Genomic DNA, 14,345 nt, shown 5'->3' with positions numbered 1-14,345 from the left:
TTTTTTACCGTCCCAACTGAAAGATAAAGTTCTGGATCTCATACCTCTCGTTTACACTTACAGTTTCCGGTAGTTCCTCAACAATAATCCTCTTTACATTTTTACCAAATACTTGTTGTGCACCGGCAAAAGTAAATACTTGCTCGTCATTATTTTTGAATTTAGCTATCTCTAAAGGAGAATTTTGGTGCAGCAGCAGCCAAAAGTCATAAAAGGATCTGTGGTTAAGCAGTTGAGCTTGTCCGGTGGCTTGTAGCTGCTCAACCATTTGCCGGAGTGTAAATGTCCCGGCATCTTGAAATAGTTGGTTAATTATTTCCATTATTCTGGTGAAATTTTGCCTTTGTATTTTTTGGTCAATGCGCTTTTGCTCTTCCGAGGATATCGATAAGAATTGAGCTGCTTCATTTGTGGATTCATCCCCGCCAATATGCTGCGGTGCAAATACCGTTAACGGGGACCAGCCCTGGTATTGTTCCAGCGCTAAAACCGGCTCCACCAGCACACGGGCCGCCTGAACAGGCAGTGGTGTGGCGATCAGCCGGGCCACAATTTCCTGGTCAAAGTTAAAGGAATTTACAGCAACAAAATATAAGGACTCCCTGGCGGCTTTTAAAACGGTGGTATTTAGTTCTATAGATTTTTTTAATAATAAGCTGTGCTGGTAGTGAACTTCACCCAGTTCGCCATCAATTCTTAAAATCAGCTCATAAGCTCTTTGATCGCGGCGATCTGTTTTTTCGTAGCTCAACCGGTCCCTGGTTTCATGCACAAAGGCCAGCAGTTCCTCAAACTCTTCGTTTTCGCGCTGCAGCCGCTGGTGCACATCTTGTATAGTCTGCTCATAGCGCTGGTAAGCTTCGTCTGAAATAATATTGCGCTGAATCTCCTGCTTTACTTTTCTCATTCGTTCCTGCAGCTGTTCAACGTTCATGCGCATTTCTTCAATTTGCCTGAGGGCGCCCGCAAACTCCCCTTTTTCCAGCTGTTTACGCAACAGCAGCTGGTTGATTGACAGCTGAAACTCGCTGAAAAACTCCTTGGTGGCAAAGATAAGCTCCAGCCCGTGCTCATCTAAAACATAATACTGGCTGTATGATTCCAGGTCATGTTTGGCCGCTTTTAAATACGAGTATAATGACTCCTCGGTTCGGCGTGTTTCCCAATTATAAAAAAGATGGGCCGCCCTTTTCCCTCCCGGGGGCCGGAAAGTTTCAATAATGGAACGGGCTAAACTTTCATAGCCTTTAGCGTCCAGTGAAATTTCATTACTCGTCAGATCGGCCAGATATCTGGCAAGTTCACGCACCCCGGCCTTTTTTCTCATTAGCATATGTTCAAAGAAAAAAAGCAGCGTCAGCATGCCCAAACCATAATAGTCAATGGGCACTCCGTCTCTGTCTTTGCCGCTTTTACTTTTAAGTTTAAACAGCGGCTCAAATAATCCGATGCGGTGCATCCGCTCATGATAACCGGAGGTAATTCCTTTTAGCTGGTCGTCCATGCGCTATTCCTCCATATTTCCTGAAGTTCGTCTTTGCTTAACGCTTCCTGAGGATAGTAGCGGCCTTCAGCTAAGAGGTTTGACAGCTGCTGCCCGGCATCCCGGCTAAAGTAAGCTGAAAATTGTGCCAATGCCCGCCGGTCCGGGCGCTGAGTTTGTTTGCCATACTTCGCCTGTTTGGTTAAAAGCGCCCGGTAGAAAGCAACGGCGGGTGTTGTTTTTATTTTCTCGTTAATATACCACCAGATGCGTATTCCTTCGGCATCCAAATCACCAAAATAGTAAATTATATGTTCGCACCCCGGGAGATTTAATTGCTTTGGCAAATAAGCCAGATTGGCAGATGCTTTCCAGCCTTGCCCATAGATCAATGAGGTAAATGCCGTTTCGCAAAGAATATCAGCCAGGGCATAGTAGGTGGTTTTATTTTCCACAACCAGATGCAGATGCGATAAGGAAGTAAACCGTTTGGGAGCAACAGCAAGCATTAGCGGGTCCGGGGTTTGTTCTATTTTCAGCTGCTCCCCAACACCCAACCGTTCTAGAACTTTAGTGCCTCCGGCTTCCAGCCATTTTTCATCCGCCACCAATTCATAGGAGCGCTGGGGCATGGAAACAGGCAGTTGGGGAACTCCTTTATTTTTCAAATAAGCATCTATTTTTTTAATATATTTATAATCTTTCTCCCATTCTTTTTCGCTTAGTTTGTAATAGCGGTCCAGGCTGATTAACGGGTGTACAGTCAACTGCAGCTGTTTAATTTGTTGGTGGTGCAGTTTTAGAGCATCTTTCTTTATTGCATATTTGTTAGCTAACGAGGGATCTTTATAATTTTCGCCTGACGAATCTATTTTCTTTAAGACACCTTGCTCTTCCAACGACAGTACCGCTGCAGCAAAATCCTCATAGGTTGTTGAACCGGGACAGAATTGTTCAAGCTTGCCCAAAGTAATGGATGAATTCTTATATGCTTTTAAAAAGTCCAGTAGTTTACGATCAAGCACGCTAAACACCTTTTTTAGCGTAATTGTATCATATTTAGCTAATGTAAAACAAAAACTTCCTACCGGCATCAATACATGCCATCTGCAAGGCTCCGTTCTTCCCCTTCTTCCCGCTGGAAGAGCATGAACCGGGCATCCATATCTTTGGTCTTAGCGCCAAAAAATAGCCATATCTCCTTCTTAATAAACAGCATGGCTGAAATACACAGTTAAACTCATGTGAGATCATGGGAGAATATTTTTTTTATGGTACCGTTATGCATCCCTTGGCATATTATGTCAATAAATTGAAAGGAGTGGTATTATGTCTGAAAACCCGGCAAGTTATGCTTACTACCCCATAGAAAGCCATGAACGTGTATTAAACGTCGTCCAACACTGTGAAGCCGTGTGCGAAAATACCTTCACCGCAGTACTTGGAATGTGCGACCAAGCAAGAGCAACCCAACTTCAGTATTTACGTGATTGTGCGGACATCTGCACACTGACAGCTAAATACATTGCCCGTTGTAGTATGTTTGCCAGGTCACTAGCTGCCTTATGCGCTCAAGTCTGTGAAGTTTGCGGAGAACACTGTTTGAGAATGCCTGATCCCCAATCACAATTTTGCGGTCGGGTCTGTATGGATTGTGCTAGAGAATGTAGGGCTTTTGCCGGAATGTCAATGCCCGGTTACACCGGTCCCGTTTGCCCTGGTGCACCTGGCATGTGTTCTCAACCGGAAAAGAAAGATGAAAATAAATAAAAACTATATAAGGCAGGGTATGGCTGTTTCACCCTGCCTTGATATATTAGTTCTAACAACCCCCTTGCGGGGCGATTATATGTTGGTATCGAACCCATGTTCCTGTGCTTAACCATAACCCCGTGTGATAGTTATGCAGGGTTGCCTGATACCTGATTTATGTGTATATTTAGGGAAATAATTATATACAGTATGACAGGTGATTACCGTAACAGGACAATTTACGCTAACTACAAAATGTGACGCCATCGTAAGCCTTACCGCTACCGACCCCCTGCTGGGGGAATTAATCGACCTGATTGGTGAGCTAACTTTGCCATTAAGGGACGATTATTTCGCTTCGTTGGTCAGATCTATTATTGGTCAGCAGCTATCTGTAAAGGCGGCTACAACCATATGGAATAGAATCGTACAAGCCTGCGGAGAAATGAAGCCAGAGATGATACTGGCCTTTGACGAGGATAAGCTGCGGGCCGCCGGGGTTTCCAGGCCAAAGATTATATATGTTAAGGACCTGGCCGGGAAAGTGTCGTCCGGTGAAGTGAACCTGGCCAGGCTGCCCGAAATGACGGATGACGAGGTAATCCGCACCTTAACCATAATAAAGGGCATCGGTGTGTGGACCGCCCAAATGTTCCTAATATTTTCTTTGGGGCGCCCCGATGTTCTATCAATTGCCGATCTTGGTTTGCGGAGAGCGGTGCAATGGCTGTATCACCTGGATGAAATGCCAGGCGCCAAAGATCTTGAACAATACGGTGAAAAGTGGCGGCCGTACCGTTCGGCAGCCTCCCTTTACCTGTGGGAAGCCATAAACCGGGGACATGTACGGTAAACTCGCCGGTTTATCCCGGCGCTTTCACCCAACCCTCTTTAACACTTTCGCCCTGCCCCATGCGCCAATCGTCCAGCCCAAGCCTGGTAGGCGGTGCAGAATCCGGGTCAGGCCATATCCAATACCTCCCTGCACGACCAAGCTGGTTAAAAAAAACGAATATGGCTCCAAAGTAGCGTAGAAATGCTGAAACTGGTTGAACGGTAACCGGTGAATCAAGTAAATGCCGAACGAATGACGGGCAACCAGTTCCAGCCATGTGCCTTTCGGAATACGGCTGATCAGAGTCAGCAGAAAGGGCAACATCAACAGCGATGCCACCTGGACGAGGGGCTGAAACGAAGCCGCCTGCGGCAATTGAATGATAGCCCAAAGACCCGCTGGAAAAAGCACAGCCAACTGTACCGATCGCCAAGGCCGCGTCAGCCATTCCCGAATGGGCTCCCACCAACGGGCCACCCAGGCACCAAGCACGAAATAGAAGCACCAGGCGGGAAAGGTCAGATAAAAGTACGGGAAAACCGGTCGGAACGGGCCGCTGAACAGTGTTTGTATACTAAGCATCAGCCCCAGGCTGACTATGAGAGCCCAAGGTGAGTAAAGCAACCGCCGAAACCAGGCAAAGCGATTCAACGCAAAAACCAGGTAGAACTGCAATACAATCGGAATGAAATATAAATCAAAGGCGCCACCCGTTAGTTTTTTCAGGTATTCCGAAAAAGTGGGCGCCTGTGTTATGCCCGTTAAGACCGGAAGCCAGGTGTAAATAGTGGCCCACAGCAGGTAGGGTACCCCCACCTGGCAAAAATGCTTTTTCAGATAACCGCGTGGAGTTCCGTTGGGATTGGTATAAAACGCCAAAAAGGTGGAGAGAAAAAGGAAAAACGGAACGACAATAGTAACAAATTGATTGATCACTTCCAAAACCCCGGTGGTATGCGGATAAACCACCGAATGCCCGACAACCACCCCAATGCAGGACATACCGCGAAGCAACTCCATTTCTTTTACCCAGCCCCGATCAGCAAGAACCGGTGCCGGAACAACCAGAGGGCCAATTTGATCGACCGCTCTTTTCTCCTTGTAAGGATTTAGTTGCAAAATCTTTTCCATGACATTTTTTTAACGCTTGTTTCTTTTCTCCCTATGCAGCAATGGGAAAATCAAAACGTTACATCTCCTCCAAACTGCAACCCGCAGTGTATTTATTTTGGCCATTATACCCATGCATTCGTTGCAATTGTCAACCTGATTAAAGTTGCTTATTGGTCACCAGGAACCTGTATGTCTTACAGATTATCCAGATGCTGTCATTTGTGCTGTTTCTCCCGGATTTTATCCTGATAACGTGCTTTTACCAGGCAGAGTGAAAAACGGAAATGTTAGTTACTTGGAATATTAGTAAAGATTTTTTCTGATTATACCACCATGCCGCTGCGCGGCACCATCATAGGATGAAAATACATTTTATTTATTTTCAGGATAGTTGACAAAAATATAGATGCTTATAAAATGGTAATTAACTAATTAGTTAGTTAGTTACCTGGAAAGATGGTGCTGCTATTGAAGGATATCGAATCAAAAGCTGAGGAAACCAAACAACGTATTTTGCAATCAGCAGAAAAAATTTTTGCCCAAAAAGGTTTAGACGGTGCCCGGGTGGATGAAATTGCCGAGCTTGCTAAAATAAATAAACGCATGCTTTATTATTACTTCGGCAGTAAAGAAAATCTTTATCAGGCCGTGCTGAACAGAAATTTTAACAAGATCTATACTACAGGCATGCTGGCTGTTCAAGAGGGCAGCGGTCCCAGGGAAAAAGCTGAGCAGGTTATTCGAAGTTACTTTTATTTCCTGGCGGAAAACCCTGAGTATGTACGCATCATGGGCTGGGAAGCCATGCAGGGCGGGAAATACGCCAGGGAATTACTGCCCGACTATCTTTGGGAAAGCTGGCCCGTGCTAAATGAGATTATGAAATCGGGTGTTCAAGAAGGACTGTTCCGGCCCCACATTGATATTCGCCAAGTTCTGGTAAGCGTAAACTCCTTGTGCCTGTTTTACTTCACCCGCCGATACATGCTGCAGTTTATGTGGGAGGAAGACATAATTTCCCCGGCTATGCTGGAAAAAAGGTTGCAGCATATACTGGAACTTATTTTTGAAGGTATCTCCTGTTAGCTTACATTTATACAAAACCAGAAGGAGGATCAAAAATGTCTGCCGATGCCTTTAAAAAAATTAATTTTCAAAAAGCCCTGGTTACAGTCCTGTTTTTAGGGCTCATTGTTGCTGCCGTATTTATTTTCAATAACTACTTTGCCGGCAAGCAAAGCGCCCTCGCCGACGCACAAAACAGCTTAACTACTACAGGAACAGTGGAAGCTAAAAGCGTGGTGGCTTCTTTTAAAGTACCCGGGAAAATTGCTAAGCTCTATTGTGACGAAGGAAGCAATGTACAAGCAGGACAGAAATTGGCTAACCTGGACAGCATAGAAATAGCAGCCAAGCTAAGTCAGGCTCAGGGCGCCTACCAATCAGCTCAAGCACAGGCCCGTGAGGCAAGTGAAGCTGTTCCGTTAAACAGTCAGCAGGTGGAAGCGGCCATAGATCAGGCCGGCGCTAAAGTAGCACAGGCCAAAACAAGCCTGAGTAATGCTCAAAAAACCTATGACCGGATGACCGCCTTACACCAGGAACAGGCCATATCCGATAATGACTATGATAAAGCAGTCACCAGCTATACTCTGGCCCAAAACCAGTTAACAGAGGCCGAGGCTGCTTTAAACCAGGCACTGTCGGCCCGCCTGAAGGTGCAGGTATCTCAATCACAATATCAGGCTGCGTTAGGCCAGGTGGAACAAGCACGGGGAGTTGTGCAGGAAGCCCAAGCCGCCTTGGACAATACCCTGCTAAAGTCACCGCTGACCGGCTATATTACCCAAAAATACTTGGAAGAGGGGGAAATGGTTAACGCCGGCACCCCTGTTCTGGAAATTGCCGATTTAAATCATACATACGTCAAGATTTTTATTGATGAGAAAAAAATTGGCCGGGTACATCTCAAACAAGAGGCGGAAATTAAAGTAGATGCCTATCCCGGTAAGGTTTTCCGGGGCGGGGTGGTTTGGATCAACGATGCCGGAGAATTTGCCGTGCAAAAGGCGGTTAACGAACAATATAGCCATGATATCCGCAGTTTTGAGGTTAAGGTGGATGTCCCCAACCCGGACCTGACACTGAAAGTGGGCATGACAGCTACGGTCAAACTGCTGGAGGAGAGCAAATAAACTTGGAGGGATATAGAGCTATGCCGCCTATTATAGAAGTCCAAAACCTGCTTCAGGTTATAAGAAAAAAGTGTGTTCTTAATGAACTATCCATGGAAGTGCAAACAGGGGAATGCTTCGGCTTATTCGGCAACAAATCCGCCGGAAAAACAGCCCTGCTGCATGTTCTTGCCGGTATTGACAGATTTAGGGCGGGCAGCGTCAGGATAATGAATTATGATATCAGAAGAACAGAAAAATTTAAAAGCTACCTGGGGCTGGTAACTCAGGAAAAAAGTCTTTTTCAAGACTTAAAGGCTTGCGAAAATCTGGACTTTATCGCCGCTCTAAAAAAAGCCGGCTCACAGAACATCCGGCAGGTAGTGGAGCAGTTGGAACTGCAAGATTACTTAAATGATCCGATTGACACCCTGGAGGAAGGTGTTTACCAGCGACTTGCCCTGGCCTGTGCTTTGCTAAACGCACCCAAGCTGTTGCTGGTTGATGAATTGATTGATGGCCTTGATTTCCATTCTCATAATTTAATTATTAAAGCAATAAAAAATTATTTATACGGCGGGGGCACTTGCCTCTGGGCTTTTAACAGACTTGAATACAGTGCTTACATGGACCGGGTAGGCCGGCTGGATAAAGGGAAAATTACCATCTACCGGCCTGAGGAGTTGGTAGAAGAATATCGCAATATTTTTCGAACAAATGAGGAACACCGGGTACTATCTTAATATTGCTATAACCTACTTTTAAAACGTGGTGATCATTATGTTTAAACAATGCCTGTCCGTTATGTATCGGGAAATAACCTATATGTGGCGGGACCGGGATCTGCGATACCTCTTGCTCATTGGCCCTTTGCTGGGATTGTTTTTATTTTACGCTACCTACAGTGCCCAGGTAATCAAAGACATACCCACTGCCATAGTCTGTTTGGACCGGTCCGACACCGCACGGCAACTGGTTAAGGATATGAAGAATGCGGAATACCTAAAGGTTGTGGCCTACCCCTCAAACTACCAGGAACTGGAGGAGTTGATTAAAGAAGGCCGCGTGGTGGTTGGTATAGTTATTCCGGAAAACCTGGGCCGCCAGGTTGCCTTACACCGCCGGACAAATATCTTTGTTACGGTGGACGGTAGTAATATGATTTATGCTACTAACGCCGCCAGTGCTGTTATGGCTGTTACCCGTACCGTCAGTTCCAGGGCAGGCATTAATGCCCTGATATCTCGCGGTATAAATTTCAATCAGGCCCGGGAGGCTTATCAGGGCGTTAATATTCGGGAAGAGCCATGGTTTAATCCCACCTTGAACTATGCTTATTTTTTGGTGCTGGCTTTGGCCCTGAATATATGGCAGCAGTGTTGCATGCTAGCCGCGAGTATCAACGTAATCGGCGAAACCGGCCGCAGGAGTTGGTACCAGATTAAAGCCTCCGGTATTTCTGTTTTAAAATTGTTTTTCAGTAAATCAATTGTACAGGTGGCCATGTTTATGCTTCTGGTCCTACCTGTCTACGTCATTGCCTTTGTTATCTTGCACATCCCTATACACTGTAACTTTGGGCTGCTGCTGCTCTTTACACTGGTATTTGCTCTGGCCCTGCACAGTATTGGCACACTGGCTTCCAGCTTGGCCCACAGTGTCGTGGATTCCACCAGATTGGGCATGCTTATTGCTCTGCCTTCTTTTATACTTTCCGGATATACCTGGCCAATGGAGTCAATGCCCCATTACCTGCAGCAGGCGGTAAAAATATTGCCCCAAACCTGGTTTTTTCAGGGTATAAACTATTTAACCTTTAAAAACCCCGGACCGGCCTTTATTGGACATTACTTTCTGATGCTGTCCCTGGTGACAGTCGCCTGCTATGGGGCGGCGGCTCTTATTACTTTACGAAAATAAAAGCATCGCAGCTCTTAGGGAGGATTTAACTTGAGACAGGTATTAACTATAGCTTATTATGAAATAGTTCATATATTAAGGGACAGGTTGCTTTTGGGGCAAATATTTTTCGTACCCTTTCTCTACACCCTGCTGCTCGGTGCGGTTTATATAGCAGGAGTTTTAAACAATATTCCCCTGGGTGTGGTTAACCTGGATAACTCACAATTAAGCCGGGAAGTTGTTACTGCTTTTGCCAACAGCCCGCATTTTCAGTTAAATAAACAAATAAACAGCTACTCCGGTTTGGAACGGGCAATGGGAGACGGTACGGTGCGGGCCGGCCTGGTGATTCCTGAAGATTATGCCCAAAAGGTTTCTTTACATCAAAACACTGAGGTTTTAATTGTTTATGACAGCTCTAACCTGATCTGGGGCTATAATACCAGAAAATATGCCCGGGAAGTAATTAACAGTTTTAATATTGACCACACATCGGCTTATCTGGCCGGGCTGGGCTTAACCAAAGAGGAAGTTCAAAACACCATGGACACAGTTTCCTTGAACATGGAAGTCTGGTATAACCCCACGTACAGTTATGCCACCTTTATACTTTTAGGTATCGTTCTGATGGTTTTGCACCAGATTGGCCTGCAAAGTGCCGGCTTAACTGTAACCCGTGAAAAAGAACAAAATAGCTGGCTCCAATTTCTCAGCTCATCAGTACCCCCGTGGAAAATTTTCCTGGGTAAATCCCTGCCTTATTATATCAGCAGTTTTTTTAACTACGCCCTGCTGCTCTGGCTGGTCGATTATTTGATACACGTAAAAATCGGAGGTTCACTGTTTTTAATCATCCTTTTAGGCGCACTTTATATTCTTGTTATCATTGCCGCAGGCTTTTATATTTCGGTAAAGGCAGCCACCTCCTTGCAGGTTACCCGGTACATAATGCTGCTGTCTGTCCCCTTTTTCATTATTTCCGGTTATACCTGGCCCACCAGATATATACCGGCTTATATCAACGACCTGGCACATTTACTGCCCTTCACCTGGATGGCTGAAGGCTTGCGACTGGTCACCCTGAAAGGATTAGGGGTTCATTACCTCGGCAACCACATCCTTGCCCTATCCGTCATGTCTGCAGCGGCGCTGTTCCCGGCGATAACCTTTGGCAAACCCAGAAAACATGCGTCAAGCCAAAAGCAGTATTACTTCCGACGTACTTGACTTGCTATTTGCTGCTAACAGATATCGGCGTTTCAATATAAAGACTTCTGCTGGGAAATGCTATAGTTATATTGTTCTGTTCCACTAACTCCAAAATTTTCAGGTTAACATCTTCTTTCACCTGTAAAAAATCCGACCAGTCTGTGGTTACCGTAAAGAAGTATAAAAAGATATCCAGGCTGCTTTCATTAAAATTGTCAAACCTGACAAAGATAGTTTCATTGTCAATGCCAGGATGGTTATATAACATCTCCCTTATTTCATCCGTTAAAATTTTTAATTTATCCACCGGTGTTGAATACGCGACTCCTAAATTAAACGTTATTCTGCGTTTGCCCATCCTCGACCAGTTAGTTATAGAATCATTGGCCAAAGTTGTATTCGGCACTGTTACCAACGCCTGGGCGAAAGTCCTTATTTTGGTGCTCCTAAACGTTATATCTTCTACAACACCCTCAACACTGGAAGTTTTTATCCAATCACCGATGGAAAACGGCTTATCAAGAATAATTACTATTCCGCCAAAGATATTGCTTAAAGCATCTTTGGCAGCCAATGCAAAAGCCAATCCTCCCAAACCAAAACCGGCGATCAAACCACTAATATCATAATTCCATTCCTGCACAATAATTGTAAATGCAAAAATAAAGGTGACAATCCTTAAAAATTTGGATATAAAGGGCAATAGTATTTTATTAAACTCTATGTCCAGGGTTTGCTGTATTCTATCAAAAAAGATAGTATTAATATCTTCTATGTTATACAAGCCCCATGTAACTAAAATTATTATTGCCGAGCGAAACAATTTATTGATGATTAATTGATAACCACCATCTAAAGGCAGCCACATTACCGCCACATACAAGCCACAAATCACCAGGAAAACCTTTAGCGGTCTTTGAAAAGCTAAAAATATTTTTTCATCCAACTCTGTTTTGGTTTTGGAACATAACTTTAAAATGGCGGAAAAAATATACTTGGCAAAGATATTGCTAAATAGGATAAAAGCTAAAAAAATAGCACATGGTATAATTAGCAATTCAATTATAGCCGGCAAAGTATGCAGCTCATTTATTAACTGGACAAATTGGTTAATATTGGAACCCATAATATCATTGCTCCTTTTTCACCGTAATCCCCCTGGTTTAAACCGTCAGCGGCTATTTTTGATCCTGGTTTCCAGACCCTGAATACTTATATAATAATTATGCGCCAACTCCACAGGCATGCGCTGTTGTCTTTCCCGCTCTCATTTAACCCGGCAAGTTTCCTTTAATTATCTAAAATTACCTCCAGGTAATCAGAGAAACCGGCCTTTAGCCGGTTTGACTTTTACTAATTATCGTTATATTATTTTATTAGGTAGGGAATATTGGTAATACGGCACGGTTGCCTCGCCTGTCGGGGTTTCATTTAAGCCCCTGAAGTTGCTGAGAACAACTTCAGGGGTTTTACATTACTTCCGCCGGTCAGCTATTAGCACAACGAGGGTTAGCAGAAGAATAACGGCTATTACGGCTTGTATTACGTCCGATATTTGAATCATTTCTGCCTCACCTCCTTATTTGGATGTTTCCATCCCCGGCAGGTGAGGCCCGTATTTCAATATTCCCTTATCGCATTGTACCACAAATTGCCTTATTTATTGGCAATTTTTTTGTTTAATCTATTCTTTATGTTATTCAATCAAGTCCTTCAACATGTAATTTATATCTTTATTTAATTAGGATACTATGGTTAATATATTCCCATTGCTCGATCTCTTTGCCGGTAACGCGCTCCACAAAACGTTAATAATGCGCCAATTATTAAGATGCAGCTTCAATCCGCTTGCTGCTGCGCCAGTACTTTGCTGTGGGCAGGCAGCATGAAGCTAGCCAGCAGGGTCACTATGGAAATGGCAAATCCCAGGATAAAGATCAAGTGCAGGCTTTGGGCCATGCCATGGCGCAGCTGTTCAAGAACGCTTGCAGGAATGTTTGCGCCCGGTGACATCAAAGCATTGCTGATATCCCCGCCCTGCCAACCGCCAGGGATATGGCTTTGCACGTATTTGTTTAAAGCATTGTTAAACACTGTGCCGAACACAGCGATGCCGACCGTTTGTCCAAGTGATCGCGAAAACATATTGGAAGCCGTAGCCGCGCCGCGCATATTCCAACCTACAGCCGACTGGATCAAAACAGTTAAAGGCGTTGAGGAACACCCCATGCCAAAACCAATGACAATCATTATTCCCACGAAATACCAATAAGGGGAGCCTGTATGGATAAACACCAGCCAGGCCGATCCCGCTGTAATCAGCACTGCACCGAATACGGCTGTTGCTTTGGAGCCTACTCTGTACATAAACTGCCCCGCCAATGTCGAGGCCAACGGCCAGGCAAAAGACATCGGCATCAGCGCGAGTCCCGAACTGGTGGCACTGTGGCCCAGCAGCGTCTGAATCCAGACCGGCAAATATACATTGACGCCGATCAGCACGCAGCTGGCCATAAAGCCTACGGCATTGGATGCAACAATCACCGAGCTTTTAAACAATGAAAGCGGGAGCATCGGTTCCTTCGCCTTTGCTTCCACTACAATAAATAAAATGAGAAATACGGCAGCGACGGCAAACAGAGAAATTATCGTAGCGGAATTCCAGGCGTACGACTCCCCCCCGCTGATCAGCACGTAGAGCAGCGAACCCATCGCAAGGGTGAACAGCGCCGCCCCCCAATAATCGATATTTTTTTTCGTTTTTTCGATCTGAGTTTCATGCAGAAAGACAAGTATAAGTCCAATAGCGGCGATTCCGACCGGCACATTGATATAGAAGATCCAACGCCACGAGATGTGGTCGACAAACAGTCCGCCTGCCAAAGGGCCGAGCAAGCCGGCAATGCCCCAAACCGAGCTGAACAGCCCCTGCATCTTGGCGCGCTCTTCCCCCGTGTACAGATCGCCGAAAATCGTTAAGGTCAGCGGCATCACGGCGCCGGCGCCGATCCCCTGAAATGCCCGGAACCAGATTAACTGCTGCATCGATTGCGCTGCCCCGGACAGCATGGAACCGATGACAAAAAGCGCCACGCCGAAGATGAAGATGGACTTTCTCCCGAACAAGTCGGCCAGTTTGCCAAAAATCGGCGTGGTTACGGATGTGGTAAGCAGATAAATAGCAAATACCCAACTGATCAGCTTCAACCCGCTTAATTGTTTTACAATATTAGGCATCGCGGTAGTAACAATGGTCGTATCTATAGCTACGAGCAAAACCGATACCATAACGGCAATGGAAACCATTTTGCGCCGTGTCTTTTTCACCATGAATTAGCAGTTCCCCTTAATTTTAGCATGATCAGGTTGTGTAACCCTGTCCTTTTTTTGACACCAGTTGCAATTAGATGATGCCTTTCGTCACCTCATGTAGCACTTTAGGCAATTCTATCTTATTAAACAGCCAAAAACAATTAGCTTTTAAATTGATTGATAACACTCTGATAAGTGACATTCATGCTAGAAGAACATAGAAAATTCCTGTTGAAGCAACTGGGCCTGTATAACAGCAGACTGGTCGTGCCGGTAGCTAAGGAAAGCGGATAAATTCAAACCCAGCTCTATGCACGCATCAATAATTAGACTCTACGTACAGCATCATACAGAAATTTAAAAATAGCCGCGGGGAGATACCCGGTCGCGCATCTCCCCGCCGACTTATATGTTAATACAATGCGGATATAACTTATGCTGTGAGGCATAAAAATATCAGCCACTATGGGAAGTAACCGATTATGGGAAGTGTTGCTTAAAAATTAGCAAATTTATTTCCTTTTCAGGGAATCACTTCCTATAATGGCCACATACGTTGTATGGA

General features: G+C 45.0%; 13 protein-coding genes. 7 read left to right on the top strand and 6 right to left on the bottom strand.

Annotation, left to right across the window (positions count from 1 at the left end; translation table 11 throughout):
• Positions 1-4: 4 nt before the first annotated feature.
• From BM056_RS04515 to BM056_RS27175, 3 genes are read right to left on the bottom strand one after another with little or no spacing between them, the layout of a single operon-like run.
• Positions 5-1,504 carry a replicative DNA helicase gene (locus BM056_RS04515; RefSeq protein WP_092469118.1) on the bottom strand — a complete coding sequence of 500 codons (1,500 nt, stop codon included), beginning with the start codon at positions 1,502-1,504 and terminating at the stop codon, positions 5-7.
• A complete protein-coding gene (locus tag BM056_RS04510) occupies positions 1,489-2,577 on the bottom strand; it encodes a Wadjet anti-phage system protein JetD domain-containing protein (protein WP_092469116.1) in 1,089 nt (362 codons plus the stop codon). The genes BM056_RS04515 and BM056_RS04510 overlap by 16 nt, the downstream gene beginning before the upstream one ends.
• The gene (locus tag BM056_RS27175) at positions 2,577-2,702 is read right to left on the bottom strand and encodes a hypothetical protein (protein WP_274377515.1); all 126 of its coding nucleotides are present in this window, start codon (positions 2,700-2,702) and stop codon (positions 2,577-2,579) included. The genes BM056_RS04510 and BM056_RS27175 overlap by 1 nt, the downstream gene beginning before the upstream one ends.
• A gap of 110 nt (positions 2,703-2,812) precedes the next feature.
• On the opposite strand from BM056_RS27175, the gene BM056_RS27850 reads away from it, so the two are divergent.
• A complete protein-coding gene (locus tag BM056_RS27850; protein ID WP_092469114.1) occupies positions 2,813-3,253 on the top strand; it encodes a four-helix bundle copper-binding protein in 441 nt (146 codons plus the stop codon).
• 199 nt (positions 3,254-3,452) lie between these two features.
• Complete coding sequence (locus BM056_RS04500) at positions 3,453-4,088, top strand: DNA-3-methyladenine glycosylase family protein (protein WP_092469112.1); 636 nt, start codon at positions 3,453-3,455, stop codon at positions 4,086-4,088.
• A gap of 24 nt (positions 4,089-4,112) precedes the next feature.
• On the opposite strand, the gene BM056_RS04495 is transcribed toward BM056_RS04500, so the two are convergent.
• Positions 4,113-5,201, bottom strand: coding sequence for an acyltransferase (locus BM056_RS04495; protein ID WP_092469110.1), 1,089 nt, complete (start codon positions 5,199-5,201; stop codon positions 4,113-4,115).
• Positions 5,202-5,639: 438 nt separating this feature from the next.
• Between BM056_RS04495 and BM056_RS04490 the strand changes: the two genes are divergently transcribed.
• Genes BM056_RS04490 through BM056_RS04470 form a run of 5 tightly spaced genes read left to right on the top strand, consistent with a single transcriptional unit; the run spans position 5,640 to position 10,486 of the window.
• Positions 5,640-6,269 (top strand): TetR/AcrR family transcriptional regulator, encoded by a 630-nt coding sequence (locus BM056_RS04490; RefSeq protein WP_092469108.1) that lies wholly within the window; start codon positions 5,640-5,642, stop codon positions 6,267-6,269.
• A 35-nt stretch (positions 6,270-6,304) separates the two neighbouring features.
• Entirely contained in the window at positions 6,305-7,378 is a 1,074-nt protein-coding gene (locus tag BM056_RS04485; RefSeq protein ID WP_092469106.1) for an HlyD family secretion protein, read from the top strand.
• A gap of 2 nt (positions 7,379-7,380) precedes the next feature.
• A complete protein-coding gene (locus tag BM056_RS04480) occupies positions 7,381-8,100 on the top strand; it encodes an ATP-binding cassette domain-containing protein (RefSeq protein WP_238456302.1) in 720 nt (239 codons plus the stop codon).
• 37 nt (positions 8,101-8,137) lie between these two features.
• Positions 8,138-9,277 (top strand): ABC transporter permease, encoded by a 1,140-nt coding sequence (locus tag BM056_RS04475; protein WP_092469101.1) that lies wholly within the window; start codon positions 8,138-8,140, stop codon positions 9,275-9,277.
• Positions 9,278-9,307: 30 nt separating this feature from the next.
• A complete protein-coding gene (locus BM056_RS04470; RefSeq protein ID WP_092469099.1) occupies positions 9,308-10,486 on the top strand; it encodes an ABC transporter permease in 1,179 nt (392 codons plus the stop codon).
• A gap of 4 nt (positions 10,487-10,490) precedes the next feature.
• On the opposite strand, the gene BM056_RS04465 is transcribed toward BM056_RS04470, so the two are convergent.
• Positions 10,491-11,594, bottom strand: a complete 1,104-nt coding sequence (locus BM056_RS04465; protein ID WP_092469097.1) for a mechanosensitive ion channel family protein — start codon at positions 11,592-11,594, stop codon at positions 10,491-10,493.
• Positions 11,595-12,307: 713 nt separating this feature from the next.
• Positions 12,308-13,798: an MDR family MFS transporter gene (locus tag BM056_RS04460; protein ID WP_092469095.1), complete on the bottom strand. Its 1,491-nt coding sequence runs from the start codon at positions 13,796-13,798 to the stop codon at positions 12,308-12,310.
• Between the last annotated feature and the right edge of the window lie 547 nt (positions 13,799-14,345).

Source organism: Desulfotruncus arcticus DSM 17038, from assembly GCF_900113335.1.
Lineage (GTDB): Bacteria > Bacillota > Desulfotomaculia > Desulfotomaculales > Desulfallaceae > Desulfotruncus > Desulfotruncus arcticus.
Note: the sequence above shows the minus strand (reverse complement) of the source record. Positions and strands in the feature narration are given on the sequence as shown.